Genomic DNA, 26,283 nt, shown 5'->3' with positions numbered 1-26,283 from the left:
TATTACTACCTAGGATAGGTATTCAATAAAAATACAAGCTAAAAGTCCTTAGAATTGATTAATTCTAAGGACTTTTAAAATGATGTTTCGAACAATTGTTAGTGAGCCTTATCAGCTGTCTTTTTCCCAGCACGATAGCCGCGAATAAATTCTGATATTTCTATGGCTTTATTATTGGATAGCGTATTCAATAATATCATTGAGAAATGAGGATAATGATGATGCATTTGACCACTTTTATAATCAGCAAGCGCTTGCTGATAGCCCTGCTGATAATCTGAACTTGCTGTTGGGGGCGTAGTTGTTTGGTAATCATATGCGTAATCACCATTTTGATAGTGATTCTTAATATAGTTATGTAACTGACGTAATAACATGGATAATAATCTCCTTGAGTAATCTACTAAGTATGATACTTAATGAGCATGTATGTGGTCTCTTTTTTGTAATAGATAGAGTATAGCTATAGGAACAATAGCCAATGTAAGCGTCAACATATATTTTAAAATAGCGCTACTGATACTTATGTCGTTGATTAAGTTAAAAATGATGGTTACTAAGTAGTAACCAGGAAAAGCTTTTTGAATTGGTGTGATGATGTTGGCAAATGTACCTGAAAGCCAAGTATTAAAAGGGATCATCAATATAGCTGTGAACATAGTCAGTGGCACCTAATAAAGCAATGCGATCACGACCATAAATTGATAAATTGATACCTTGTAATACTGGCTTTTCAAACGACTTGCTGATTTGATGTAATTCTAATATGAGATCTGTGGCTGTTTGTTTGCCAGCTAACAAAAAATCCAAGTCGACTGATAAAATTTCAGATAAAGCAATCAATTTATCGATATCTGGTTCAGCGTCGCCATTTTCCCATTTTGAAACAGATTGTCTTGACACATACATTTTTTGTGCCAGTCCTTCTTGTGAGAGGCTACTCTGTTGGCGCAGCATATTCAATTGTGATTTAAAGATATTTTTCATATAACATTTCTCCTTGTTCATACAGACACGAGCTGTGTGAAATTGAATAATTATGATTATACAGATAATTAATCGTAGGGGAATGCTTTTTCAAATATAGCTGTAACATATTGTTTGCGTAGGGTGCAACCTAAGGTTGCGAGTTGAAAAATAACTGGTCTAGATGATTTTTTTGTTTGAATTCACGAATGCATGTTGATTTGTGGTAAATAAATCTCTGATATGACTTTATAAGCTAGTAAACGCTTAAAAACAAACGATTTGTAAATGAATGCACAAGAGTAAATTGGGACATGTAATCGCTTACAAACGCTATTTTATATGCATTTTAAAATGTTTTATGATAGATTGTTGCTTTTTTAACAAAGGTGTTATATACTTATATTGTTAATAAATGAGCAAACAAAAAGGAGTACATACGATGGCAAATGCAACTGAAAAGAAACCTGAAAAAAAGGTTTTAACACCAGAAGAAAAGGCAAATTTACAAGCACAAGCTGAAAAAATGACTGCCGAGTTAGTTAAAAAATCACAACAGGCGTTAGCAGAATTTTCAACTTTCACACAAGAACAAGTTGATACAATTGTGGCGGCTATGGCGTTAGCTGGTTCGCAAAATTCATTGGTATTGGCTCACGAAGCACATGATGAAACTGGTCGTGGTGTGGTTGAAGATAAAGATACTAAAAATCGTTTTGCATCTGAATCAGTTTATAATGCGATTAAGTTTGATAAGACAGTTGGTGTCATTAATGAAGATAAAATTCAAGGGAAGGTTGAATTGGCTGCACCACTTGGCGTGTTAGCTGGTATCGTACCAACCACGAATCCAACATCAACAACAATCTTTAAGTCAATGTTAACAGCAAAGACACGTAATACAATTATCTTTGCTTTCCACCCACAAGCGCAGAAATCATCAGCACATGCAGCCCAGATCGTTTATGAAGCTGCAGTTAAGGCTGGCGCACCAAAGAACTTTATCCAATGGATTGAGAAGCCCTCAATTTATGGTACAAGTGCTTTAATCCAAAATACAGGCATCGCCTCAATTTTGGCTACCGGTGGTCCTTCAATGGTCAATGCAGCGTTGAAATCAGGAAATCCATCAATGGGTGTTGGTGCAGGAAACGGCGCAATTTATCTTGATGCAACTGTGGATACAGATCGTGCAGTTTCTGACTTACTATTATCAAAACGTTTTGATAATGGTATGATCTGTGCCACAGAAAACTCAGCAGTCATTCAAGCACCAATTTATGATGAAGTACTAAAAAAGTTGCAAGATCAAGGCGCTTACTTAGTTCCTAAGAAAGATTACAAGAAAATTGCTGACTATGTCTTCAAAGCAAATGCCGAAGGTTACGGTGTTGCTGGACCGGTTGCTGGTATGTCAGGACGCTGGATTGCTGAGCAAGCTGGTGTTAAAGTACCCGAAGGCAAAGATGTTTTGCTGTTTGAATTAGATCAAAAAAATATTGGTGAAGCATTGTCTTCAGAAAAGTTATCACCATTGCTTTCTATTTATAAAGTCGAAAAGCGCCAAGAAGCTATTGATACAGTGCAATCTTTGTTAAATTATCAAGGTGCTGGTCACAATGCGGCTATTCAAATTGGTTCACAAGATGATCCATTTATTAAAGAATATGCTGATGCTATTGGGGCATCACGTATCTTGGTTAACCAACCTGACTCAATTGGTGGCGTTGGCGATATTTATACAGATGCTATGCGCCCATCATTGACGCTTGGTACCGGATCATGGGGGAAAAATTCATTGTCTCATAACTTATCAACATATGATTTGCTTAACATTAAAACAGTAGCTCGCCGTCGTAACCGCCCACAGTGGGTACGACTACCAAAAGAAGTTTACTATGAATCAAATGCGATTACTTATTTACAAGATTTACCTTCAATCAATCGTGCTTTCATTGTAGCTGATCCTGGTATGGTACAATTTGGATTCGTTGGTAAAGTTCTGAGTCAGTTAGAACTCCGTCAAGAACAAGTTGAAACAAATATTTACGGTTCAGTTAAACCAGATCCAACCTTGTCACAAGCTGTGGATATTGCTCGCCAAATGGCTGCTTTCAAGCCTGATACAGTTATCTTACTAGGTGGTGGTTCAGCACTTGACGCCGGTAAGATTGGTCGATTCTTGTACGAGTATTCAACACGTAACGAAGGTATTTTGGAAGATGAAGAGCAAATCAAAGCGTTATTCATGGAATTGCAACAGAAGTTCATGGATATTCGTAAGCGTATTGTGAGATTCTATCATGCACGTTTGACACAAATGGTTGCCATTCCAACTACCTCAGGTACAGGTTCTGAAGTAACACCATTTGCTGTGATTACTGATGATACAACTCATGTGAAGTATCCATTGGCCGACTACGAATTGACACCTGAAGTTGCGATTGTTGACCCTGAGTTTGTTATGACAGTACCAAAGCGTACCGTTGCTTTCTCTGGACTAGATGCCTTGTCTCATGCTTTGGAGTCATACGTGTCAGTGATGGCATCAGAATTCACACGCCCTTGGGCTTTGCAAGCTATTAAGTTGATTTTTGATAACTTAGCAGAATCATACCGTTACGATCCAAAGAATCCGACTAAAGAAGGTCAAACAGCACGTACAAAGATGCACTACGCCTCAACATTGGCTGGTATGTCATTTGCCAATGCCTTCTTAGGTATTAATCATTCTTTGGCACATAAAGTTGGTGGTGAATTTGAATTACCACACGGATTGGCTATTGCTATTGCGATGCCACATGTTATTAAGTTTAATGCGGTCACAGGTAACGTTAAGTGTACGCCTTACCCACGTTATGAAACTTACACAGCGCAAAAAGATTACGCCGATATTGCACGTCATATTGGTTTGAAGGGCAGCACGGATGCTGAATTAGTTGATGCTTTGATTACAGCCATTAAGAAGTTGGCTAAGTCAGTTGAAGTTGATCAGACATTAACTGGTAACGGCGTTAAAAAGGCAGATTTGGAACGTAACATTGATGCGTTGACAGATCTTGTCTATAATGACCAGTGCACACCTGGTAACCCGCGCCAACCAAGTTTGGATGAAATTAAACAATTATTGAGAGATCAATTATAAAAGATCCACAAAACATCAAAAGAAATTTTGGTGTTTTTGTTTACAATTATCCCTAACCGTGTATATAATATATCCATAGATATTTAAAGTACACGAAAATAAAGGGGTGGCGTTATGAAATTTTGGCGAAGCGCGGAATGGCAGCGCATTAGTAAATTACGTGGTTTAAAATTATTATTAGTAGGAATCACATTAATTCCTAGTATTTATGCGGTTATTTTTTTATCATCGTTGTGGGATGCGTATGGTAAAGTAGATAATCTGCCTGTGGCTATTGTTAATCAAGATAAAGCAGCCAAAATAAACGGTAAAACACAACATTTGGGTACAGATTTAACGGACAAACTGATGAAAGATCAACCGTTGAAATTGCGCGAAGTGTCTGCTCAAAAAGCAAAAGATGGTTTAAAACAAGGTCATTATTACATGACAATTACCATCCCTAGCGATTTTACAAAAAATGCTGGTTCGTTATTAGATAAGAAACCAACGACTTCAAAAATTGCTATCGCCCATAATGCCGGACAAAGTTTCATCGCTGAAAAAATGACGAGTTCTGCTGCCGATAAGATACAAGCTAGTGTGACAAAATCACTACAGAAAGTTTATAATGAAACGATTTTGTCAGCCACTAATTCTTCACAAAAGGGTTTCCAATCCGGATCCCATGGCGCAAATCAGTTGAATAATGGGCTGGGTCAACTTGCTGATGGCAGTGCTAAGCTGCATGATGGTGCGCAGACTTTGACCTCTGGCACATCAACATTGGCTAATGGGTTATCGCAATATACTAACGGTGTATCGCAAGCTAATGGTGGTTCTAATAAACTTGTAAACGGTGCTGATTCAGCGGCCTCAGGGGCCAATAAATTAGCATCCGGAACCTCTCAGTTAGCTAAAAGTGCTCCTCAACTAGAATCCGGGAGTCAACAATTAGCCGCTGGTGCTCAGCAATTAGCTGATCAATTGAGAGCGGTTAGTGATCAAATTGATACGCAACAGAAAGCTAAAGCAAGTGATTTAAAGGCACTCGATAATGGGCTACAACAATTGACAGGTGGATTGAATGATTTGAAATCTACTTTGAATAATATCCCTACAACAACTGTTAATGTTGATAATGGCGCAATTACAGCAGCCTCAAATCAATTGAACACTAGTTTAACAGGTTCAGCGGTAGCTGGAGCCAAGATGAAAGCACAATTCGGACAATTAATGAAAGATCCGGCCTTTGCCGCATTTCTCGCCAAAAACCCTTCTGCTGCTAAACAATTTCAAGATATTTCTCAAACATCAGATCAATTGAACACGGGGTTAGTTGCTAGTGGTGCAGCAGCTAAAAACTTACAATCATCGTTAGAACCGCTTCAAAAAGCCTTACCAGCTTTAAAAAATTTGCAAAGTCAACTAACCACCGTACTACCTAAACTACAACAACTAAGTCAAGGTGCACAAGCAACTTCAGCTGCGCAACAAGCCATCAAGACTTTGAACGGTAGTTTAATAACTATCAGTAGTGGTTTATCACAACAAGCTGTACCTGGCGCTCAAAAACTAGCTACTGGAGCAGCTACTCTGAATGCTGGTCAGAAACAAGTAACTGCCGCTTCATCACAACTCAATACTGGTGCGAATCAACTCGCTAGTGGCAACTCACAGTTAGCCGCAGGTACGAGTCAATTGAATAGTGGGTTGGGCCAGTTATCAGCTAAAAATGCGCAACTTAATAGTGGCGCTGGTCAGCTCAATAGTGGTGCTCAGCAATTGACAACTGGCACAGCACAAGCAACTTCGGCCTTGAATGAAGCACAATCTGGTACGAAAACATTGGCTGAAAAACTTGCTACAGGTGCGATTCAACTAGAAGCAGTTCATAACGATAAAAGTAATGTTGATGCATTAACACAACCTACTAAAAGTGCTAACACAAATCTTTCCAATGTTGCAAATAATGGAACAGGTATGGCACCATATATGATGTCAGTTGGTTTGTTTGTTGGTATGATTACGTTAAGTACAATTTATGACTTTATGACTGTTGCCAAGAAACCAAGAAGTGGTTTTGCTTGGTGGGCAGATAAACAAACCGTTAATTTCCCAGTATGGATTGGGCAAGCTGTAGTGATGACGACGCTATTAGTATTGGTTGATGGACTAAATGCTGCGCGTCCAGTGATGGTATTTGTTGTAGCACTGGTGGCAGCGTTCTCCTTTAATCAACTTGTCTTGTTATTCAATGTATTATTTGGTAAGCTTGGATCGGGTATTATGCTGGTCTTGATGGTCCTTCAGCTGAGTGCCAGTGCAGGATCATATCCAATTGAATTATCAAATGGTTTCTTTCAAGCTATCCATCCTTGGGTACCGATGACCTATTCTGTACACGCTTTCCGTGAAACAATTTCTATCGGTGGCAGTGTAGCTAATGATTTGACAATTTTGCTAACTATAGGTGTTGTGTCAATGGTATTAACCTGGGGTGTTTATCATTGGAAACTGCGACATAATCAGTTGATTTGGGCAGAATAAGCCGAAGTAGAATGATATGAGTGATGCTGTTTTATACTTCATTAAGTGGTGGTAGAGTGAGACACTGGAGAATATTATGAAAATGTCAAGTGCAGTTGAACAAAGTTTGGTTGTTTTGGTGATGTTATCGTTGCAAAAAGATGATCTACCGGTTAAAAGCTATTTGCTCAGTGATCGTCTAGAGGTTTCGGAATCTTATTTGAAGAAAACAATGCGGAAATTGGTTGTTTCTGGTATCGTGGAAGCGATTGCTAGTAAAGAAGGTGGCTTCAAGTTAGCGCGACCAATTGCTGAAATTACTTTGCTTGATGTCTACCAAGCAATAGAAGGTGCCGGAAGTTTTATTCATTCAACACAATTAGCAGATCGTATTTTCTTGAGTCAAGAGTCCGATAATCGCGTGGAAGATGTGCAACAGGCATTGGAAGTTGCAACAGATGATGTACTATCTGTATTTAATGAAGCAGAGCAAGATTTCAAAAATAAATTACAAAATTATACAATTGCCAAATTATTACAACATATTAATGTTGATGAATTTGGTAAAATTGATTGGCGACAGTCAGCGGTAAATTAACAATATTTACCGCTTTTTTATTTTAATGAGATAGTGCAGTATTGTGGTGGTGGTGTTTTAGCAATATAATATTGATATTGATTAGTGAACATTTTAATACAAAGCTTAAGATAACATGGTAACTTAGTTATTTTCGCTTCATGTAAGAAGTCATGATTTAATATTTTGAAAGAACGGTGTGAGCAAATGGTACAAGGTGGCTCCAAAAATATGGACAGTACGGCCTCTTTTTATTCTAAGCAACAAGTGATAATTACCTTAGCGGTGTCAACTATTGTTCTCGGTATTTTGGTTGGATTAAGTTCTCTATTTTTGGGATTGTTTCTTGAATGGGTGGAACAGGTTTTTTTGCATTATGAAGAAACTGCGAAAATACCATCACCAATTAGTACGGCACCGAGGACGCGATTACTATCAGTGACCATTGGTGGGGTTATAGCTGCCATTATATGGTGGTTGCTACGCACTAAGAGTCAGCCAACGGTTAGTATTAAGCAGACGTTGGCTGGTGAACAGATGCCTTGGTGGCAAACAGTGATACATGTTATCACACAGATTTTTTATGTTGGTGTTGGTGGCTCGATAGGTCGTGAATTAGCCCCTCGGGAGGCAGGTGCTTTGTTAGCACAACGATGGCAGAGCCTGTTAGCCAAAACACGACTATCACCGTTATCGACAGCAGATCGACAGTTATTAATTGCAGCCGCTGCTGGTGCTGGATTTGCGGGTATATATATTGCGCCAATTACGGGGATGCTGTTCTGCGTTGAGGTGTTGTTGAAAAAATTATCTTTACGGACTGTTACGGTCAGTTTAACAATGTCGACAATTGCAATGTTTGTTGGGTCAATAGCTAAGGGATTTAAGCCGTATTATTTGATTGGTGATGCTAAATTTTCGTTAGCTAGTTTAGTATTTGTTTTACTTTTAGCGCCGATATGTGGATTGATTGGCGGCTTATGTCGGCAGCTCTTTCAATGGGCAGAAAAAAGACAAACAAAAAATTCACATATATTGTGGCAGCTACCATTAATAGCAGTAATTACTGGTTTGGTGTCTCTTAAATTACCAGAAATTATGGGGAATGGTCGTTCATTAGCTCAGCTAGCAATAAATAGTAAGCAAGAACATTTTTTGGTCATATTATTATTGGGTGCCATCGGTAAAATTATTATAACAACATTAACTATTCGCTTCGGTGCTGCAGGTGGAACATTAACACCTGCTATTGCCATTGGTGCTGTTGTTGGTGCTGCGATTGGATTGGTTTTATTGCCTATGTTTCCTGCGTTAGTGATCTGGCAATGTGCAGTCATTGGTGCTTGTACATTACTTGCTGCATCACAACAAGCACCATTTATGGCATTGTTTATGATTATTGAAATATGTCATCTCGATTATTCGGCATTTTTGCCATTAGCCATAGGCACCTTGCTATCTATTGCTGTCTCGAAACAAGTCATTCAGCGATTGACTAATAAAAGGTCATATTAGCATGCTAAAATAGCTCACAGTCTCTCGTATGAGGAATCTGTGAGCTATTTTTATGAATTGAAAAATATTTAACTTGGTGCAAAGTGAGAATTTAAAATTGTTTATTTGTTAGATTCTATCGTGATTAGATTACCTTCAGAATCTGATATTTGGAAAGCAATTTTGTTACCAAAACGTTCTTTGGGTTCACCAACAATTGGTACAAAATTATTGCGTAAATGCTTTTTCAAATTATCTTGATGATCTCGAACCAAGAGTTCGAGTTTATCTGTAGGTTGGCCCGGCACAAAAATAATATCTTCGCCATCTAGCATGAGATGGCGACCACTTTGGTGACCGGATTGGGGGAGATCAAATACGTCACGCCAAAAACGATAGGCGCGGTTTGTATCACTAGCTGGCACTGTTTTGATGTTCAGTTTACGTGGTTTCATAATACTTATAAGTATAACGGAATGAGGTTAATTTTCAACTTTTTCTAAATCCTGTTTGTTTGTCATTATTATGTAAATAGCAAGTAATGAGAAAAGTAAAGCGACTAATAACCACGAGAAGCTTGGAGAAATAATGTTAGCAGCACCTAAAAATAATATTTGTCCGACAGGTGCACTAGACATGACCATAGTGTTAATTAAACCACCGACACTTGCCAATTTGTCAGATGAGACACGTTGCATGATAATAACGCCAATTTTGGGGTTCACTTTAGCTGAAACATAAGCGGAAGTAGCCATTAAGACCATCCATAAAATACCATTAGGATAAAAAGTTGGTAGGAGACCTATAAAGGCAGAAATGATACAAGCGATGCCAATCAATTGTTTTGTTGTTAATTGACGTAGAAAATCATGTGTGATGATGGAGCCCAGTAGCATAAAAATAGATTCGACGGCACCAAATAAAGCGACGGTTGTGCCAAAATTTCCAATAATCAAGCTATTGGTATGCAACAGTGTTAAGTTAAATAAACCAGACATTGATGTACCGACAAAGTTTATAGCTGTAGCGAGCAATAGTAGTTGGAAAAATAATGTATCTTTGCGTACATAGTTGAAAGTTATTTGTAAATGTTTAAACATCCCCGTTTTTATTGATACAATAGGAGTCGATTCAATATTCTTTTCGGCAAGTTGAAAGTATTTGTGATTAATGACCATGATGAACCAAGCTAGAATAAACATAGTGACATTCATGAGACTAAATAATGCGTAGTTTTGATTTAAAAGACCTAACATACCAATACCAACGAAGCTACCAATCATGCTAACTGTGATACTGACTGCTTGTTCTAGGCTCATGGCATCATGTATCTCATGGTCAGCTAAAATATAACGTGATACAGGTTTCATCAGTAAATTACTATATATACCTATAATATCTACAATAAAAATGAGTATCACGAGTCCGAAAAAACTATCCAAACGGCCACCAAAGCGCCACAAGATAACTGTGACACCTAAAAAAATAGCGGCTTGTGTGAGACGGGATATTGCCCAGGCACGCAAATGGTTGCTTGTCTTATCCGCAAAATTACCAAGAAATACTGATAATAATGATGGTAAAAATTCAGCAACTGCCACTAAAGTAACAGTGAATGTTTTATTGGGTAACGTTGCTGCATAGACAAGAAATACAATATTAAAAAAACTACTACCAATATTATTGAAAAATTGTGCGATAATCATGACCCGAAAAGCAATATTATTTTTAGCGATATGCATATCATAGCCCCTTTTAAATTTGAATATATTTAGTTTATACGGTAAAATCAATAAAACAACAAAAAGAGAATATATTCTCTTTTTTATGGGTGAAAAATGGATTACGGTCAAACATTCAAAAGATTACGTGAAGATAAAGGGCTTAAAATTATTGATTTAGAGCAATCCAACATCTCGCGATCACTAATTGGTAAGTTTGAAAAGGGACAGTCACGAATATCTGCTGATAGATTAGATAAATTACTTGCAGATATGGGTGTGAATCACGATGAATTTTTATTTTTGGGTGGAGATGCAAACAATAATTATCTATACAGTATGATTCATCGTATGGGTATACAAGCAGGTGATCCAAAAGAGTTTCAACGGCTTGATATAATGATTCAGCAGGTAACAAATGACTTGAAAAATGGCCGAGGTGGTATGAGTGCGCGCTTTATGCGCGAATTTGGACTAATGATTCGGGCAGGGTTTGCTGGTGGCCTGTCTATCAGTGAGTTGTATGAATCTGACCAAGTTCAAAAACATGTGAGGCCAGCAGTTGCGTTCTTAAAACAAGCGGAAACCTGGGGGCATATGGAGTTGGATGTATTCATGTTGTTCTACATGGGGATGACACCAGCTGACTTATTAATATTGGGCCGCTTAGCAATTGAGAGGGCGCGTTTTTATACGCAATTACGCAATGAAAAAACGCGATTAGTTGACACGATCTATACTGCTTTTAATGGCTTATTGTATGTTGATATTGTTGGTGCAGCAGAGATGTTGTTGTTAGAAGAGCAAGTACTGGATGATATGGACGATTTCTTAATTGATTGGACGAGCGAACGGATTCGTTTGAAAATGGGCCAAGGTTTACTGAAAATGATGCAAGGCAATGTGAATACAGGCTACGAAGAAGTTATGTCGGTAGTATCAGTATATGAGTTGGTTGGATTACGTGAACGAGCCGACTCAATTCGAAACAATGTTAGGGTTACTAAAGATGCTATTATCGCAGGAAAACCAAATAAAATACCACATATTTATGCACTGTTGATTTAAAGTATGTTAAACTTATAGTTATGGCATTATTAGAAGTAAGCGGCCTATCGATGGCCTACGCAGAAAAAACTTTATACGAAGACGCTGAATTCGAGCTACAAAAAGGCGAACACATGGGAATTGTAGGCCAGAACGGTGCCGGTAAGTCAACGCTTATCAAAATCGTGACAGGTCAAGAGTTACCATTGTCTGGTAAGATCGAATGGCAAAATGGCTTAAAAATCGGTTATTTGGATCAGTATGCTGAAATTCCAGAAGGTATGAATCTGGTTGATTTTTTGCATACAGCTTATCAAGATTTATACGATAAACAAGATCGCATTACTGATTTATATAATGAGTACGCAGAGTCAATGAATGATAAGCTGCTCGAACGCGCTGGCCGTATGCAAGAAGAGCTTGATGCAGATGGATTTTACGACATTGACACAAAGATTGAGCGTGTTATTTCAGGATTAGGACTGGAATCTATTGGACGTGATCGGGAATTAGATGCGATGTCTGGTGGGCAACGTGCTAAAGTCATTTTAGCAAAGTTGTTGCTCGAAAATGATGATGTGATTATTCTCGATGAACCAACAAACTATCTGGATGTTGCTCATATTGAATGGTTGGAAGATTTTTTGCAGACCTTTGAAGGCTCAGCAATGATTATTTCCCATGATTTTGATTTTTTGGACAAAGTAACTAACGCAATTATTGATGTTTCTTTTGGCAAAATTACTAAATTTCGTGGTTCATTTAAAAAAGCTATGCGACAAAAAGAAGAGCGCAGTGAACAGCAGCTTCGTCAATATGAAAAGCAACAAGGTGAAATTGAGAAAGCACAAAAGTTTATTGCAAAAAATAAGGCGCGTGCTTCCACTTCTAAACAGGCTAAGTCGCGTGAAAAGATGTTGGCCAGAATGGATCGTGTTGATCCACCGGCTGATGCTTTGCAAGCAAAGTTTAGTTTTCCATATGTTAATTCACAGTCCACTAACGCACTAACAGTTAATAATTTATCTGTTGGATATGTGACACCAGTTTTGGAACCAGTGACATTTTCAATTACAACAGGACAAAAAATTGTATTTAAAGGGTTCAACGGCGCTGGAAAATCCACGTTAATTAAATCAATTTTGGGCGTGATTCCAGCGTTACATGGGGAATCAGAGTTTTCGCCATCTGCTATTGTTAACTATTTTGACCAAGACTTAGAGTGGGAAAATGATAGTAAGACACCTTTACAAGAAATGCAAGACCGTTTTCCAACCTTGGAACCTAAAGCGCTACGGACAAGATTAGCTGCAGCTGGTATCAATTCAGAAAATGCTCAAAAACCGTTACAACAACTTTCAGGTGGTGAACAAACGAAAGTTAAGTTAGCCATTATGGAAATGAAACCAAGTAATTTTTTGGTTCTAGATGAGCCAACTAACCACTTAGATGAGGGCACTAAAAATGCCTTACGTAAGGCAATTGATCAATTCCCAGGTAATGTTATTATTGTTTCCCACGAGGTAAGCTTTACAAATGGTTTCGGTGATCAGGAGTTAAACGTGGCCGCTTTATCATTTAAACAAGAGTCAGAATAGTTAATGATGAATTTGAAACAGTTTTTTTCTGGGCAATGGGATATTACGAGAACAATAACTGATTCTGATAAGCGATTGTACGCGACAGTTCAAGGCACAGCTAATTTTTTTCACCATACTCAGAATGCCTTAATTTTGGAAGAAAAAGGGCAAGTGAGTTTAGTTAATACAGGAAGAAATTTAGATTTTACGCGTCAATATATCTATGTTTTTGACCAACAAGGGATGTCAATTTATTTTCATGATGATATAACTGCAAACAATGGTTTGTATCAAGCCTATGATTGGGATGATAAATCAAAACAGTTACAGCCACGTGATAAGTATTTATGTTCGTTAGATGTTTATGATGCACAATTTCATCTTGAAAATGCGAAAACTTTTTGGCAAAATACTGACGTTGTTGGTCCGCACAAAGATTATCATGTTAAAACTATTTTTACTAGAAAAAACGCCTGATGGCGTTTTTTTGTTGGGTTAATAATATTGGTCGTAATTTATTTTATAGTGAGAATTTATTCTATTGAAAAAAATTTCTATTTATTTGTGGACATATGTTCATTTTTGTGATATAACTGTCTGTGATGTAAGCGTTATCATATAATAATAAGGAGACGTTATAATTATGGATCGGTCTAAGTCACGTCGTTTTGGTTTTATCAAGTTTCAAGGCAAAGAATTGAATAACGGGTATATTGATAAAACACCTGTTCTTCAATTTATTCTTGTGTCCCTGCTTTTCCCTATGTGGGGTGCTGCAGCCAGTTTGAATGATATTTTAATTACCCAATTTAAAACAATATTTAATTTGAGTAACTTTGCTTCAGCATATGTTCAAAGTGCGTTTTTCCTTGGCTATTTTATTATGGCTATTCCAGCTTCTTATTTAATTAAGAAGACATCGTACAAGTTTACGATCGTTGTGGGATTAGTTCTATATTTAATTGGTAGTACATTATTCTTTCCAGCTTCTGCAGCAGCAACTTATGGTTTCTTTCTCATCGCGTTATTTGTTTTGGCAACGGGCTTGAGTTTAATTGAAACATCTGCAGATACTTATTCAGCGTTATTAGGTCCAGTAAAGGGACGTACGTTAAGGTTAAATATTTCACAAACTTTTCTACCTATTGGTTCGATTATAGGTATTTTATTAGGAAAATATTTGATTTTTACCAATGGAGACAATTTAGAAACACAATTAAGAGGGCTCAGTGGCAGCGTTAAAATTGCGTTTGGTGAGCAAGCATTGAGGAAAACGTTATTACCTTATCGATACATGATTATTGCCCTTTTAGTGATGATCATCATATTCTTGATAGTTCAATTTCCAAAAAGTAAGCCACGCATTTCTAAAACAAAAGCTCAGGAGAACCTATGGCAAACAATCACTAGTTTATTAAAAAATAAAGATTTTTGTTATGGATTGTTTACTGAATTTATGTACGTTGGTCTTCAAGTGTCTGTCTGGTCATTTACCATTCGGTTAGCTTTAACATTAAATACTAGTTTAAATGAGCGCAGTGCGTCAAACTTTGTTATTTATAGTTACATAGCATTCTTTATTGGTCGTGTCATAGCTGACTATCTTATGCGTACAATTCCTCATCTAAAAGTATTACTTGCTTATTCGATTCTTGGTGTCATAGCTATTGCTTATATGCTCATTGATAGAAGTTTCAACGGAGTTTATGTCGCAATACTTGTTTCAGGATTGATGGGTCCTGGATATGCAACTATTTATACAGAAACACTGAGCTTTATAAAAGATCCACAGCATACTGAGACAGCTGGTGCAATGATTGTGATGATGGTTATAGGTGGGGCCTTTTGGCCATTAGTACAAGGTTGGTTAGCTGATTTCACCGGATCTATGTCTCTGTCCTTTGCTGTTCACTTGCTGACATTTGGTGCAATGGCAATATTCGCACATCATTATATTAAACATCCAGTATCTAATGTATTTTCGAGAGGGGCAGAGCATGACAACTAAAATTAATTTAGATAAACATTTTTTTAATACGCATGAGAGAATTGTGGCACAAAATGATGCGTTTAAAATTATTTCATTTAAATATTCTTCTAGCGTTGAAGCACTTAAAATCATTAATTCTAGGGGTTATCTAATATTTTTACCCTTCGAGGGTTTAATGATATGGGATGCAGTTTTTGATGGTCTTGATTTGAAGATGGCAAATCCTTTTACGCAACCATATCCAGGTACTAAAATTACTGATTCGTATGGTGCATTTCAGTTTCATTCGGGATTGTTAGCAAATGGTAATCCGGGTCCAACTGACACACACAATCCTCATGGAGAGTTTCCATTATCATCAATGGATAGTTCTTATATCGAGATATCTGATGATACGGTTACTATAAGAAGTCAAAAAGAGTATGTTAAAGGGTTTGGATTTCATTATTTTGCCGAGCCTGCAGTTACGTTGAATGCGGGACAAGCTTCTTTTCGTATCACGATGACCGTCCAAAACTTGTCTAAATTTGAAGAAATGCCTTTACAATACTTGGTTCATCTTAACTATAAATTTATTAAAGGAGCTAAGATAACACAAAATATTCCTGATGATTCATTTCAATTACGAACAACAGTTCCAGAACATATTCATCCCAAGAGTGAATGGCTGAAATACATGTCCTCATTAAACAATGAAAAAATATTAGTGAACGAATTAAATGATACGCAACACTTCAATCCGGAAATAGTTTACTTTGGCGATGAGTTAAATAAAATAACAAATATTGCTAAATTCAGAATGATTATGGATGATCAACACCAAGTTAAAGTAGAATTTAACACAAAAGAGTTTCCAAATGTAACAAGGTGGTTGATGTATAATCCAGATATACAAGTTGCAGCATTTGCATTACCGGCGACATGCCGAACGGAAGGTTATACAGCTGCCAAAGAAGCGGATACTTTAATTATGTTAAAGCCTCAAGAAATCAGACATTTTCAAGTTGTTACAGGATTACAAGATTAAGCAACATCAAGAAGGAGTAATATAAAAAATGGCAAAATATATTTTGGGTATTGATGTGGGTACGTCTGGAACAAAAGCAATGCTTTTAACAACAGATGGAGAAGTCATTGCGCAGCAGAAAGACAATTATAGTTTTGAAACACCCCATCCAGGTTGGGCAGAAGCAAATGCTAAAGATTGGCTAAACGCTGTGACATCATTAATTCGAACACTTTCTTCACATGTAGAAGATGCCGATATTGTAGCCATTGGAATTGATGGTCTTTATGGTGGATCTGGCATACCTGTTGATAATAAAGGACAGGCGATAGGACCAGCGTTAATTTGGATGGATAGGCGTGCAGTTCTAGAAGCAAATGAAGCAACTAAACTGGTGGGGGAAACAGAGTTAATGGCAGTGACAGCTAATTTAGCTGATCCATACTATGGTTATACTAAACTGATGTGGCTTAAGAAAAATAAGCCTGATTTATATGCAAAAACGGCGACATTTCTTCCCCCTGAATCATATATTATAGCTGAGTTAACTGGTGAAGTCAGTATGAATTATTCTGCAGCAGGTAATCTTGGTGGGGTATTTGATATTAATCAAGGTGAGTGGTCACCAGAGTTAGCTGATAAACTAGGAATAGATATTGAAAAATTGCCGCAAAAGTTTGTAACCAGTACAGAGCCTGCTGGTTATGTGATTAAAGATTGGGCAGAGCGTTTAGGTTTGCAAAGTGGAACACCTGTTTTTAATACGGGTGTAGATGTTGGTCCTGCTACTGTAGGAACAGGTGTTTTAAATCCAGGGAAAGTAACTGTGGCCTTGGGTACTTCGATGAATGCGGCGTTAGTTACTAAACAGCCACAAAGAAATAAAGATCTGATTATTTGGCCATATGCCTATAAGCCTAAAGAATATTATTATAATTTTGCTGGTGCCAATACTGCTGGTGCTATAGTAGCTTGGTTTGTAAAAGAATTCGCTACAGAATTTGATGAAAATTCTGGGCCTATTGCGCTTGATATTCAAAGTAATCACATACCGGTAGGCAGCAACGGCTTGTTAGTGTTACCTTATTTCATGGGTGAGCGCAGTCCATTGTGGGATTCAGATGTTAGAGGAACAATTTTAGGTATTTCTTTAAAAACGACACGTTATGAATTGTATAATGCATTTCAGGAAGCAATTGCCTACTCTGTACGTCAAAGTATTGAGCAATTTGGTCCAGATATTGGAGATACTATAACGCTTGTAGGCGGTGTGAGTTCTTCTAAAAAAATGGTACAAATGATTGCAGATGTGACGGGAAAAGCTGTCTTAATAACTAAATCAGGTGGAGAAGCGAATTTAGGGAGTGCTATATTAGCAGGGATTGGTATCCATGCAGTTAAGGCTGAAGACGTATCGAAGTGGGTCAAGATAGATCAAAAGATTTTACCTAACAAAAATAATACTAAATTATACAATCAGTATTTTATAATGTATAAAAAAGCTTATAATAGTGTTAAGGGATTTTATCACGACTTTACTACTATTCAAAACGATTAGTATCATTTTTATAAAAGAGGACACTAAAATTAATACTAACCGAAGAGAACAAATGCTACGTATAGCGAGATTATATTATATTGACGGAATGGAACAGAGCCAAATTGCTAAAAAAGAGTCTGTTTCCAGACCTACAGTTTCACGTTTATTGGCTATGGCAAGGGAAAAGGGATTCGTTTCTATAAAAGTCAATGATGATTTTCGCGATTCACAAGTTTTATCTGAACAACTGGAAGCTATCTATCCAGATGTGAAAATTAATGTTATCTCAACAGCACAAGATGATCAAAAGTTAAAAATTGATAGAGTTGCTTCGTCTGTGGCCAAATATCTACATAGCATCATAAAAAGTGGTGATATTGTTGGACTGGGATCTGGTCAGGAGATTTATGAGATAGCTCAACGAATTGAGGCCAAAGATGTTAGAGATGTTGAAATATTACCACTCACAGGATTATTTGATACAAGAGAATATCCAGCGTTTCATTCTGAAATAGCCACATTATTCGCTACTGCATACAAGTCATCTGCTAGATTGTTACCAGTACCTGTTATTTTTAATAGTATTTCAACAAAACAATTAGTTGAAACTGAAAAATATGTACGATATTTAGAAAAATTAGCTAGACTGTCTAATATTGTTGTATTTACTGTTAATAATATAACGAGTAGTCCGCTTTTTTATAGCAATAACTACCTTTCTGAACAAGAGAAAGAAGTATTAGCATCTGATTCGATTGGCGAAGTGCTATCTCATTTTATTGATATAAACGGGGTACTTGTCAACCGAGATTTAGATAGTAGGACTGTTTCGCTACCTATTGATAACTTACATTACAAAGATCACGCGATAATGATGGTAAGTGATGTGGCAAATACTGCAATCTTATGTACAGTTCTAAAAATGAAAATTGTCAGTCAACTGTTTGTCGACCAACAGACAGCACAATGTTTACTTGAGTATGATATGAAGGAGAAGTAAATAAGGTATCTTCGAAAATGTAGAGCTTATTACTTACAATGAAACTAGTGCTTTTCAATAACGCAGAATAAAATATGATCAACTATTGCGTAATTTAAAATGATAATTCTTATGTTACTATAAAAAGCCCGACCGCTAGACACGTTCTTATGTGTCTAAGCGGTCGGGCTTTTTATATGATATTGAATCAGTATCTTACGCTCAATTTAATGGAGTAATCATCAGATTGGTTTACTATCTTAATGCTTTCTTCTTTTCAATGAAACTAATCCTAACGTAGCAATAGATACTATACCAGCAAGAATAGTGCTTGCTGGTATAGTACTTTGTCCCGTTTTAGGAAGAGCTTCTTTGTCTTGATTAGCATTACTATGAGTAATATGTTGCTTTGGAACTGTTTGTGTGTTACTTATGAGTACTTGGAACTGTTTTATCTACTCTTTTTGGACTAGTATTCGTTGGCTTTTCAGGTTTATCATTAGGTGTTTTTTGATTAGCCGTATAAGTCACAGTTGTGTGTGTGGTTTGGGTGAATCAGATATCCAGAGACCAATCTGCTAATATTGATGTTACATCAATGTTAAATCTCATGTGAGTAACTGAATAAGAAGTAACGATTATTTTTTATTTATTGCTTGCTAATTGAACCTCTTTAGCAGCGTGTCTAATCTTATGTTCTTCGGCAATGGCCACAAAAATTAACAAAATAGCAGCTATGACAAGTGCGGCATACATGACGATAAATGTTGATTGCCAGCCATGCAAAACAGTGCCAAATACGTGTAATCCTTTTGCTGTTGGATCAGCAATATAACCCAAACCAACTTTAGCCAACGAGTCACCGAACAAATAAGCGAATGTACCTGTTAGTCCATTAGAAACTGACAGTGCTTGCTTTGGTACAAACCCAACAACGGATACACCAATTAATAATTGTGGACCAAATACTAACCAACCCATAATAAACAATGCTATAAACAGTGCTGTTTCAGTATGCGCGACTGTGTACATATGGAGAACAAAGAATTGTAAAAAGATTGAAATCAGAGCCACCATGATACGACGTCCCTTTAACAAATCAGAAATCCAGCCCCAAGACAATGATCCCACCAGTGCACCCATTTCAAAATAGAAGATGGTTGCCACGGCAGCGCCATTATTCATATGTAATGCTTGGACGGAATAAAGAGGTGCCCAGTTATCAATACCAATACGCACAATATACACGAACACATTAGCAACAGCTAACAGCCAAACCCATGGGTTTTTAAGCACAAATTGTTTTAAAATCTCGCCTTTTGACATAGTGGCTGCTTGTCGATCTTCAACAGATTGCGGCTCATTGAAGATAATTGGAGCCGGATCCCATCCCAATTCTTCTGGTTCATCATGTCCGATAAACAAACCAGCAATACCAATTATAAATACAATAACAGCTGGGAAAATAAACATACCAGCAACATTACCACAAAAAAGATGATTAGCACCCCAAAGTGCTAGTATACCAGCAATTCCACCACCAATATTGTGGGAAGTATTCCAAAAACCTAGCCAGCGACCACGTTTTGTTTGTGGTGTCCAACGGGATATCGTTGAGTATGAAGCTGGACCACCTGGTGACTGGAACAAACCGTTTAGTCCCCACAAAGCTAACAAAATACCTGTGGTTGCGTTGTTTGTTAATAAGGCAATACCGAATAGTAATGATAGAAATGCGGAAACCATTAGAAAAGCAGAAATCATACGTTTTGCATTTTGACCATCAACGAAAGCGGACATTAATGTTTTACCAATACCATATGTAATTGAGAATGCTAATCCAATAATACCCATTTGTGTGGTTGTAATCACACCATTTTCTACCAATAGTGGTGTAGCTGCTTTGATATTGTTGCGGACAAGATACATGCCCAAATAAATGAAAAAAACGACACCAAATGTTTTAATGAACTGACCAAACCAAGCTTTTCGTTCGTCTGTGACTGAAATGTTGATTCGATTTGGATGATGTAGTGCAAAAAAATTCTTCATTTTAATCAATCTCCTTATTTAATCACTGTAACCGCTTACATATATTAATATAGCACTACGCTTGTTTCTGTCAAGGAGACTCTGAAAGAATGCAACATCAAATGAGTTTAGTAATAATTATTGAGAACCATTCACCTATTTTTTTAAATGTAATTGTGTTAACTCACCTATCGTAGTGGTACTGACAAGATTAAGCCTTGTTTTATATTCGTTTTCCTCAAATAATCGTTTTCCAGTACCTAAAACTACGGGGGCAATTTGAATCCAAAATTCATCAATGAGATTTGCTTTCAGTAACTGAGTAAATATAGCGGCGCCACCAACTATCCAAATGCTTTTACCAGAGTGAGTTTGTAAGTTTTTTATGATATTTTCTGGATTACCAGATACATAATGACCTTCAAGTATAGCACCAGTATACTGATGAGAAAATACTATTTTCTCTTTATTTGGAAAAATATTTTTGTTACCAGATAGCTTCAGTGTCTCTAGGTAAGTTGTGTTGCCCATGACAACTGTATCAATGGTATTCTCGAATGCTTGAATATCATAATCATCATCTAGTTGAGTGTCAAACAGCCACTGTAAACTATCATTTTTTGTTGATAAAAAACCGTCTAAACTAATTGCACCATAAAAAACCACTGTTCTCATGATTAATATTACCTTTCATTTGGCTCTTTTTTAATGTGTACATATTTTACGATTTCAAGGTTTTAAAAAATAGTTTAAGGGTTAGAAACTTGATAGTTTGTTTTTGATTTCAGATATAAAAAAATACCTAAAATGTTGATCAACATTTTAGGTATTTTTTATCAGTCTCGTTCTTATTTTTGATATCAGTGAGTAAAGAATGGTAGTTGTTTCTTATTTTGTTTATATGCGTTGTATAGTATCACGGCATTTAGTATCATACCGAAAGATGCCAATGTCTTGTTTACTAGCGGCATAGTTGGATCTAACAAAACATGCATCCCCACAATTATAAATAATAGCGCTACCATTTTTTTAACTTTAAATGTCATATGAACCCCCAAGTGTCTTATTCATTTTTTATATGGATAAAGGTATCAAATCTAACTCGTAAACTATATTTATTGTAACATAGCGGTTATGAAATACAAAATTATCTTGGTACCCGTAAGATGGATAACTATTGATTATGTAAGCGCTTGCATTATTGAGATATTAATGTTATACTTTAGACATAGGTTAGGAGAAGTCCTAATAACAATTATAATTGTTGAAGTTATCGTCAAAGATAACGTGAATGGGTCTCTTACGATCTAGGAACAACCTGCTCGGTGTTTAAATTAACAAAACGATAGGTAGCTTAAGATACTTAGGCGGTTTGTAGTTTGAACGGGATGACAATAGTATGCTTGGTGAGAGCCCAAGGTGTTGTTGTTTGAGAGAGGGTTGTTTTTTGGTGTTTGTATAGGATGAGTATGTCGCAATAAGGCCTTGGTCACAAGGATATAGAACTGATTAATCTTTTTGTCAATATAGCATTTAAGCAATTTTTTTGAAAGTTGATTGCTAGCTACTGTGTTATTGTTCTTAACAGCGCTAGACTTCGTGTACAGTATAGGTTTCTTCCTTTGATCAACCAAAGATTTGGAACTGATACCGTTGGCTATTAAAATAACAGATGCGTTATAATGAGTATTTATGAGTAGCTTTATACCTGACAATCACGGTATACTATTAGTATCAATAAGAATCAGAAAGGTATCAGACGATGAGTGAACAAACAACAACGACGTTTGAGACATTATCAGACATTCTTAAACATCTTGATATTAGTAAGGCGACCTATTATAGACGTGCAAAGGCTTGGAATATTAATCCTAGCCAGCGTGAATTCACCAAAGAGAATCTTAATAACCTTGAATCTATGCCTGATAATTTTGATAATACACAGTCTGATAATGAATCAGAAAGTATTAAGGCCTTATCAGAACAACTTAAGACAAAGGATGATCAAATTGAACGTCTTCATAAATTATTAGATCAGCAACAATCATTGTCATTAGATTTACAACGTAAATTAGACGTCAAAGATCAGCAATATCTGGAAGTCTCAGACACGTCTCAATATGTATCAGAAATTGATGAACTACAAGAGCAGCTGCAAGAAGAAAAAAATAAAGGGCTTTTTGCTAAACTATGTGGTAAGTAGTCGCAACTGGCGTAGTTACTGCTATTATAGGCTTATTGACATATTATGCTACTAATAAGTGCGCACTTTATCATTGCTGGTTGCTCATTTTCGTACTCTAATTGCTACCAATTTGTAAGATACTGTTTAATAATGATTTCAAATACATTTAGGAGAAAAATTATGGAGATACAGTTTCCGTCACAATTGAAGAAGTTTCGTATTGCATTAAGTATGTCGCAGGAAGATTTAGCTGAAAAGCTTTTTATTTCTCGTCAAGCAGTTTCCCGTTGGGAGTCTGGTGATGCAACACCAGATATGACTAATCTGATTAAGTTAGCTGAGATACTTGGTTGTTCACTGGATACACTTGTGTTAGGTATTGAACCTCAAAAAGATAACATAGACGATAAAATTGATCATAATGAATTTGTATTTGACCCACGTAATGGGGAATATACACGTAGGCGTCGTGGAAATATGAATTTTTGGGAATTTGCAGCCAGCTATTGGTGGCTTATTTTTCCAATCGGCTTTCCAATCGGCTACTTTCTGTTTAGTTTGATTATTGAGATTATAAAAACGTTTAAATAATGTTTGATTTGAAAATGTAAATAGCTAAAATGAATTTAAACAAATTATGTGTAGAATGACTTGCTAATCAAATGACACGAACCGTATCATAGTAATTTTTCTATGTGATACGATTCGTGGCTAGTTTTTTCAATAAACTATTCTCATAATATTTAATAGAGGTATTTCAATTGGACATTGGCGATAGAATTAAAGAGCAACGTTTAAATAGGTCTTGGACACAAGAAAAGTTAGCTAGTAGCCTTAATGTTTCACGTTCTGCTGTTTCAGGTTGGGAGGTTGGACGCAATTATCCTGATTTGGAGACCATTGTATTGATCAGTGATCTCTTTGAGATATCTCTTGATAAATTATTAAGAGAGGATACTTCAATGGTTAAAGAAACAAGCAAACGTACCAAACGTTTTAAATTTTATCAGATTGCTTTGATTATTTTAAGTTTACTTGTAGTCTCATACATAGGATACAATCAAAAATTAAGGCATGATGAACACACTTATAGAGCGAATCTTAAGTCACATGGTTGGTTGATGGATAATAATGATGGGCATTCAGATGGTAATGCCTATACAATTGAACAGGAGGGTATCAATTATTGGACTTACATTATGCCAACTGGTTGGATTGGATTCCCCTTAACAGAAAACAAGGTTAATGTTATTGTTAGAAATAAACACCTGGTAGTTGACATTAAAGATGATAAAAATTTTGAAGCAATTATATCTAAAAATAATGATAAGAATGTTACTTTTAGTGCGTCAGTCACAATAGACAAAAATGCTAATTTTCTTCATTCAAATGAAACGTTATCTTCAAATAAGAAACATAAAATAAAGCGTTATCTATTGGAGTACAAAGACAATTACCGGCAAATGATCGATCGTGGCACAATTAAAAGAGCACAAATTATTTCTAAAACTAAATAATCTGTGCTTTTTTTTATGCGAGTAATATTAATTGAAAAATATATTAAACTCAAATTTTTGTTCAATCAAGGGTTGACAATTCCTTTTTAGTAAACCATAATTATAAAATAGTTTACTAAAAAGGAAAAGAACATGCCAACAAAAGCTATTTCATTATCCGCTATTACACTAGCAATCATTATTGTTTTGGGATTCATACCAGGAATACCAATTGGTATTCTTCCTGTACCAATCGTTATCCAAAACTTGGGCATCATGCTGGCAGGCGTCATATTAGGGCGTCGATATGGATTTTATACGGTAGTCATATTTTTGTTAATGATTGCCGTGGGGTTACCGGTATTAACTGGTGGTCAGGGTGGTTTTGCACATTTAATTGGTCCAACTGCAGGATATCTATATAGTTACGCTATTGCTGCTTTTTTTATTGGATGGGTAACAGAACACTTACGTGTGAAAGGTCAATTGAATTTTGTGACATTACTATTTACAATAGTTATTTTTGGTATTTTACTCATTAATTTTGGTGGGGCTATTGGCTTGATTATCCAAACGCATATGTCAGTGAAGACGGCATTAGTGGGACAAATAGCCTTTATTCCTGGGGATATTATTAAAGCTATTCTGGCAACGATAATTGGATTGGTGCTAGCGCGTCAAAAGCTGTTATTATGATTAAAGGTATTGGTTTAGATGATGAAGGGCGGTGTCGTCATTGGCATAGTTTTCACGATGTTGTTGCCAATCGTTGTGCGCAATGTGATGAATTTTATGCATGTTATCAATGTCACGATGCTATGGTAACGCATCATTTCTGTCCCATGCCTCTAACTGATGAGCGGGTAGCTGTATTGTGTGGTGCATGTCATTTTGGCATGACAGGACAAATGTATCTGAAGGCAAATTACTATTGCCCGAAATGTCATCATCCTTTCAACAATCAGTGTGCGCGCCACATTGAAATTTATTTTTCGTAGGATAAAAAACATGAAAACAGATGAACGATTATTACAATTTTTTGCCAAACATGAAGGTGAATATTTAAGTGGTGAAACTTTAGCACAAACGTTAAATATTAGTCGTGCTGCTGTATGGAAAGTTATCCAAAAATTAATTGACCAAGGGCATCGTATCGATAGTCAACACCGTGTTGGTTATCGATACCAAGCTGGGCAAATATTAAGTGCACCAATTATTACGGAATTAGCAAAATCTAATTGGAAAATTAGGGTTTTAGATAGTGTTAACTCGACTAACACCTATGCGAAAGAAACTTTAGCACATGATGATATAACAGAACCAACCATGATTATTGCTGATTATCAAACTGATGGTCGCGGGCGTTTGGGTCGTACGTTTATTGCACCACCGGAAACGGGGTTATATATTTCCTTTGCTTTACCGTTACCAATCGGGGCGGCAGTTATACCAGGTCTATTGACAACAGGTACGGCTGTTGCAGTTTCTAGAGCAATCCAAAAAACACTAGGCATTCAACTAGATTTTAAATGGGTTAATGATTTATTATTTAAAGGACGTAAAGTTGGCGGAATTTTGACCGAAGCGGTTATGGACTTTGAAAGCCAACAAGTATCTGCTTTGGTTGTAGGTATTGGCTTGAATTTATTACGTCCTGAAAACTTAACTGGCGCTTTAGTGAACAAAATTGGCGGCATGGTGGAGACTTTAACGGTATCACGGAATATTATTGCTGCCAACGTGCTTGATGAATTTGTCACATTCTACGATGCCTACACTACCGGATCATTTTTACCCGAGTATCGTGAGCGTAATATTGTTATTGGGCAAGAAGTTACTATTAAATATGGGCGAGAGTTATTAACTGGCATTGCTAAAGATATTGGTACAGAAGGTCAATTGCTTTTGGATGTTGGGGATAAAATGGTTACCGTGAATTCTGGGGAAGTCACGAAAGTGAATCTACCACCGAATATTTACTGTGGTTAATTTTGTTGTTCAACTAGTATAAATTGGAG

At 36.5% G+C, this 26,283-nt stretch carries 23 protein-coding genes and 1 pseudogene; 16 read left to right on the top strand and 8 right to left on the bottom strand.

Annotated elements, in window-relative coordinates; all coding sequences use genetic code 11:
- Positions 1–98 precede the first annotated feature (98 nt).
- Positions 99–377, bottom strand: a complete 279-nt coding sequence (locus HNQ98_RS08230; RefSeq protein WP_135197969.1) for a hypothetical protein — start codon at positions 375–377, stop codon at positions 99–101.
- Positions 378–666: 289 nt separating this feature from the next.
- Positions 667–987: pseudogene (relB, locus tag HNQ98_RS08225) on the bottom strand (type II toxin-antitoxin system RelB family anti-toxin); the annotation flags it as partial.
- Between the two features lie 421 nt (positions 988–1,408).
- Here relB (HNQ98_RS08225) and adhE point away from each other — a divergent pair.
- The 4 genes from adhE (at position 1,409) to HNQ98_RS08205 (ending at position 8,711) form a co-directional block, all read left to right on the top strand.
- Positions 1,409–4,111, top strand: a complete 2,703-nt coding sequence (gene adhE, locus HNQ98_RS08220) for a bifunctional acetaldehyde-CoA/alcohol dehydrogenase (protein ID WP_184285042.1) — start codon at positions 1,409–1,411, stop codon at positions 4,109–4,111.
- A 114-nt stretch (positions 4,112–4,225) separates the two neighbouring features.
- Complete coding sequence (locus HNQ98_RS08215) at positions 4,226–6,640, top strand: YhgE/Pip domain-containing protein (RefSeq protein ID WP_135198218.1); 2,415 nt, start codon at positions 4,226–4,228, stop codon at positions 6,638–6,640.
- 76 nt (positions 6,641–6,716) lie between these two features.
- On the top strand, positions 6,717–7,217 hold the full coding sequence (locus HNQ98_RS08210) for an Rrf2 family transcriptional regulator (protein WP_014973584.1): 501 nt from the start codon (positions 6,717–6,719) through the stop codon (positions 7,215–7,217).
- Between the two features lie 210 nt (positions 7,218–7,427).
- The gene (locus tag HNQ98_RS08205; RefSeq protein ID WP_135197973.1) at positions 7,428–8,711 is read left to right on the top strand and encodes a chloride channel protein; all 1,284 of its coding nucleotides are present in this window, start codon (positions 7,428–7,430) and stop codon (positions 8,709–8,711) included.
- 101 nt (positions 8,712–8,812) lie between these two features.
- On the opposite strand, the gene HNQ98_RS08200 is transcribed toward HNQ98_RS08205, so the two are convergent.
- Positions 8,813–9,145, bottom strand: coding sequence for a VOC family protein (locus tag HNQ98_RS08200; RefSeq protein ID WP_014973586.1), 333 nt, complete (start codon positions 9,143–9,145; stop codon positions 8,813–8,815).
- Between the two features lie 27 nt (positions 9,146–9,172).
- Positions 9,173–10,432 carry an MFS transporter gene (locus HNQ98_RS08195; protein ID WP_135198219.1) on the bottom strand — a complete coding sequence of 420 codons (1,260 nt, stop codon included), beginning with the start codon at positions 10,430–10,432 and terminating at the stop codon, positions 9,173–9,175.
- A gap of 96 nt (positions 10,433–10,528) precedes the next feature.
- On the opposite strand from HNQ98_RS08195, the gene HNQ98_RS08190 reads away from it, so the two are divergent.
- The 7 genes from HNQ98_RS08190 (at position 10,529) to HNQ98_RS08160 (ending at position 18,574) form a co-directional block, all read left to right on the top strand.
- Positions 10,529–11,479, top strand: a complete 951-nt coding sequence (locus HNQ98_RS08190; RefSeq protein ID WP_135198220.1) for a helix-turn-helix domain-containing protein — start codon at positions 10,529–10,531, stop codon at positions 11,477–11,479.
- 20 nt (positions 11,480–11,499) lie between these two features.
- Complete coding sequence (locus HNQ98_RS08185) at positions 11,500–13,056, top strand: ABC-F family ATP-binding cassette domain-containing protein (protein WP_014973587.1); 1,557 nt, start codon at positions 11,500–11,502, stop codon at positions 13,054–13,056.
- 3 nt (positions 13,057–13,059) lie between these two features.
- On the top strand, positions 13,060–13,515 hold the full coding sequence (locus HNQ98_RS08180) for a DUF6314 family protein (RefSeq protein ID WP_135197976.1): 456 nt from the start codon (positions 13,060–13,062) through the stop codon (positions 13,513–13,515).
- 166 nt (positions 13,516–13,681) lie between these two features.
- Positions 13,682–15,046: a sugar MFS transporter gene (locus HNQ98_RS08175; protein WP_135197977.1), complete on the top strand. Its 1,365-nt coding sequence runs from the start codon at positions 13,682–13,684 to the stop codon at positions 15,044–15,046.
- Positions 15,036–16,055: an aldose epimerase family protein gene (locus HNQ98_RS08170; RefSeq protein WP_135197978.1), complete on the top strand. Its 1,020-nt coding sequence runs from the start codon at positions 15,036–15,038 to the stop codon at positions 16,053–16,055. The genes HNQ98_RS08175 and HNQ98_RS08170 overlap by 11 nt, the downstream gene beginning before the upstream one ends.
- A gap of 28 nt (positions 16,056–16,083) precedes the next feature.
- Positions 16,084–17,592 carry an FGGY-family carbohydrate kinase gene (locus HNQ98_RS08165; protein WP_135197979.1) on the top strand — a complete coding sequence of 503 codons (1,509 nt, stop codon included), beginning with the start codon at positions 16,084–16,086 and terminating at the stop codon, positions 17,590–17,592.
- Between the two features lie 52 nt (positions 17,593–17,644).
- Positions 17,645–18,574 carry a sugar-binding transcriptional regulator gene (locus HNQ98_RS08160; RefSeq protein ID WP_135198222.1) on the top strand — a complete coding sequence of 310 codons (930 nt, stop codon included), beginning with the start codon at positions 17,645–17,647 and terminating at the stop codon, positions 18,572–18,574.
- Between the two features lie 239 nt (positions 18,575–18,813).
- Here HNQ98_RS08160 and HNQ98_RS09375 read toward each other — a convergent pair whose 3' ends face one another.
- The 4 genes from HNQ98_RS09375 to HNQ98_RS08140 form a co-directional block, all read right to left on the bottom strand.
- A complete protein-coding gene (locus HNQ98_RS09375) occupies positions 18,814–18,954 on the bottom strand; it encodes an LPXTG cell wall anchor domain-containing protein (RefSeq protein ID WP_223822750.1) in 141 nt (46 codons plus the stop codon).
- A 244-nt stretch (positions 18,955–19,198) separates the two neighbouring features.
- Positions 19,199–20,605, bottom strand: a complete 1,407-nt coding sequence (uhpT, locus tag HNQ98_RS08150; protein ID WP_184285041.1) for a hexose-6-phosphate:phosphate antiporter UhpT — start codon at positions 20,603–20,605, stop codon at positions 19,199–19,201.
- Positions 20,606–20,740: 135 nt separating this feature from the next.
- Positions 20,741–21,259: a dihydrofolate reductase family protein gene (locus tag HNQ98_RS08145; protein ID WP_135197982.1), complete on the bottom strand. Its 519-nt coding sequence runs from the start codon at positions 21,257–21,259 to the stop codon at positions 20,741–20,743.
- Positions 21,260–21,444: 185 nt separating this feature from the next.
- Complete coding sequence (locus HNQ98_RS08140; RefSeq protein WP_019040410.1) at positions 21,445–21,630, bottom strand: hypothetical protein; 186 nt, start codon at positions 21,628–21,630, stop codon at positions 21,445–21,447.
- 716 nt (positions 21,631–22,346) lie between these two features.
- Between HNQ98_RS08140 and HNQ98_RS08135 the strand changes: the two genes are divergently transcribed.
- The 5 genes from HNQ98_RS08135 to HNQ98_RS08110 all read left to right on the top strand — a co-directional run bounded on the left by HNQ98_RS08135 (position 22,347) and on the right by HNQ98_RS08110 (position 26,254).
- Positions 22,347–22,787 carry a DUF536 domain-containing protein gene (locus tag HNQ98_RS08135; RefSeq protein ID WP_135197983.1) on the top strand — a complete coding sequence of 147 codons (441 nt, stop codon included), beginning with the start codon at positions 22,347–22,349 and terminating at the stop codon, positions 22,785–22,787.
- 162 nt (positions 22,788–22,949) lie between these two features.
- Complete coding sequence (relB, locus tag HNQ98_RS08130) at positions 22,950–23,360, top strand: type II toxin-antitoxin system RelB family anti-toxin (RefSeq protein WP_172600994.1); 411 nt, start codon at positions 22,950–22,952, stop codon at positions 23,358–23,360.
- A gap of 170 nt (positions 23,361–23,530) precedes the next feature.
- Positions 23,531–24,286: a helix-turn-helix domain-containing protein gene (locus HNQ98_RS08125; RefSeq protein WP_135197984.1), complete on the top strand. Its 756-nt coding sequence runs from the start codon at positions 23,531–23,533 to the stop codon at positions 24,284–24,286.
- A 132-nt stretch (positions 24,287–24,418) separates the two neighbouring features.
- Positions 24,419–24,961 carry a biotin transporter BioY gene (locus HNQ98_RS08120; protein WP_135197985.1) on the top strand — a complete coding sequence of 181 codons (543 nt, stop codon included), beginning with the start codon at positions 24,419–24,421 and terminating at the stop codon, positions 24,959–24,961.
- Between the two features lie 312 nt (positions 24,962–25,273).
- Entirely contained in the window at positions 25,274–26,254 is a 981-nt protein-coding gene (locus HNQ98_RS08110) for a biotin--[acetyl-CoA-carboxylase] ligase (protein ID WP_135197986.1), read from the top strand.
- The last annotated feature ends 29 nt before the right edge of the window (positions 26,255–26,283 follow it).

This window comes from Leuconostoc carnosum, assembly GCF_014207505.1.
Taxonomy (GTDB): Bacteria; Bacillota; Bacilli; order Lactobacillales; family Lactobacillaceae; genus Leuconostoc; species Leuconostoc carnosum.
This window is presented reverse-complemented; position numbering and strand designations above follow the sequence as displayed.

What these genes read in the sequence shown, in the direction of transcription:
- HNQ98_RS08145 (WP_135197982.1), bottom strand. Translation starts at nt 21,259, where the DNA reads ATGAGAACAGTGGTTTTTTATGGTGCAATTAGTTTAGACGGTTTTTTA.
- HNQ98_RS08200 (WP_014973586.1), bottom strand. Translation starts at nt 9,145, where the DNA reads ATGAAACCACGTAAACTGAACATCAAAACAGTGCCAGCTAGTGATACA.
- HNQ98_RS08165 (WP_135197979.1), top strand. Translation starts at nt 16,084, where the DNA reads ATGGCAAAATATATTTTGGGTATTGATGTGGGTACGTCTGGAACAAAA.
- HNQ98_RS08190 (WP_135198220.1), top strand. Translation starts at nt 10,529, where the DNA reads ATGGATTACGGTCAAACATTCAAAAGATTACGTGAAGATAAAGGGCTT.
- HNQ98_RS08135 (WP_135197983.1), top strand. Translation starts at nt 22,347, where the DNA reads ATGAGTGAACAAACAACAACGACGTTTGAGACATTATCAGACATTCTT.
- HNQ98_RS08110 (WP_135197986.1), top strand. Translation starts at nt 25,274, where the DNA reads ATGAAAACAGATGAACGATTATTACAATTTTTTGCCAAACATGAAGGT.
- HNQ98_RS08120 (WP_135197985.1), top strand. Translation starts at nt 24,419, where the DNA reads ATGCCAACAAAAGCTATTTCATTATCCGCTATTACACTAGCAATCATT.
- adhE (WP_184285042.1), top strand. Translation starts at nt 1,409, where the DNA reads ATGGCAAATGCAACTGAAAAGAAACCTGAAAAAAAGGTTTTAACACCA.
- HNQ98_RS08170 (WP_135197978.1), top strand. Translation starts at nt 15,036, where the DNA reads ATGACAACTAAAATTAATTTAGATAAACATTTTTTTAATACGCATGAG.
- HNQ98_RS08180 (WP_135197976.1), top strand. Translation starts at nt 13,060, where the DNA reads ATGATGAATTTGAAACAGTTTTTTTCTGGGCAATGGGATATTACGAGA.
- HNQ98_RS08160 (WP_135198222.1), top strand. Translation starts at nt 17,645, where the DNA reads ATGCTACGTATAGCGAGATTATATTATATTGACGGAATGGAACAGAGC.
- HNQ98_RS08210 (WP_014973584.1), top strand. Translation starts at nt 6,717, where the DNA reads ATGAAAATGTCAAGTGCAGTTGAACAAAGTTTGGTTGTTTTGGTGATG.
- HNQ98_RS08195 (WP_135198219.1), bottom strand. Translation starts at nt 10,432, where the DNA reads ATGCATATCGCTAAAAATAATATTGCTTTTCGGGTCATGATTATCGCA.
- HNQ98_RS08185 (WP_014973587.1), top strand. Translation starts at nt 11,500, where the DNA reads ATGGCATTATTAGAAGTAAGCGGCCTATCGATGGCCTACGCAGAAAAA.
- relB (WP_172600994.1), top strand. Translation starts at nt 22,950, where the DNA reads ATGGAGATACAGTTTCCGTCACAATTGAAGAAGTTTCGTATTGCATTA.
- uhpT (WP_184285041.1), bottom strand. Translation starts at nt 20,605, where the DNA reads ATGAAGAATTTTTTTGCACTACATCATCCAAATCGAATCAACATTTCA.
- HNQ98_RS08215 (WP_135198218.1), top strand. Translation starts at nt 4,226, where the DNA reads ATGAAATTTTGGCGAAGCGCGGAATGGCAGCGCATTAGTAAATTACGT.
- HNQ98_RS08205 (WP_135197973.1), top strand. Translation starts at nt 7,428, where the DNA reads ATGGACAGTACGGCCTCTTTTTATTCTAAGCAACAAGTGATAATTACC.
- HNQ98_RS08175 (WP_135197977.1), top strand. Translation starts at nt 13,682, where the DNA reads ATGGATCGGTCTAAGTCACGTCGTTTTGGTTTTATCAAGTTTCAAGGC.
- HNQ98_RS08230 (WP_135197969.1), bottom strand. Translation starts at nt 377, where the DNA reads ATGTTATTACGTCAGTTACATAACTATATTAAGAATCACTATCAAAAT.
- HNQ98_RS08140 (WP_019040410.1), bottom strand. Translation starts at nt 21,630, where the DNA reads ATGACATTTAAAGTTAAAAAAATGGTAGCGCTATTATTTATAATTGTG.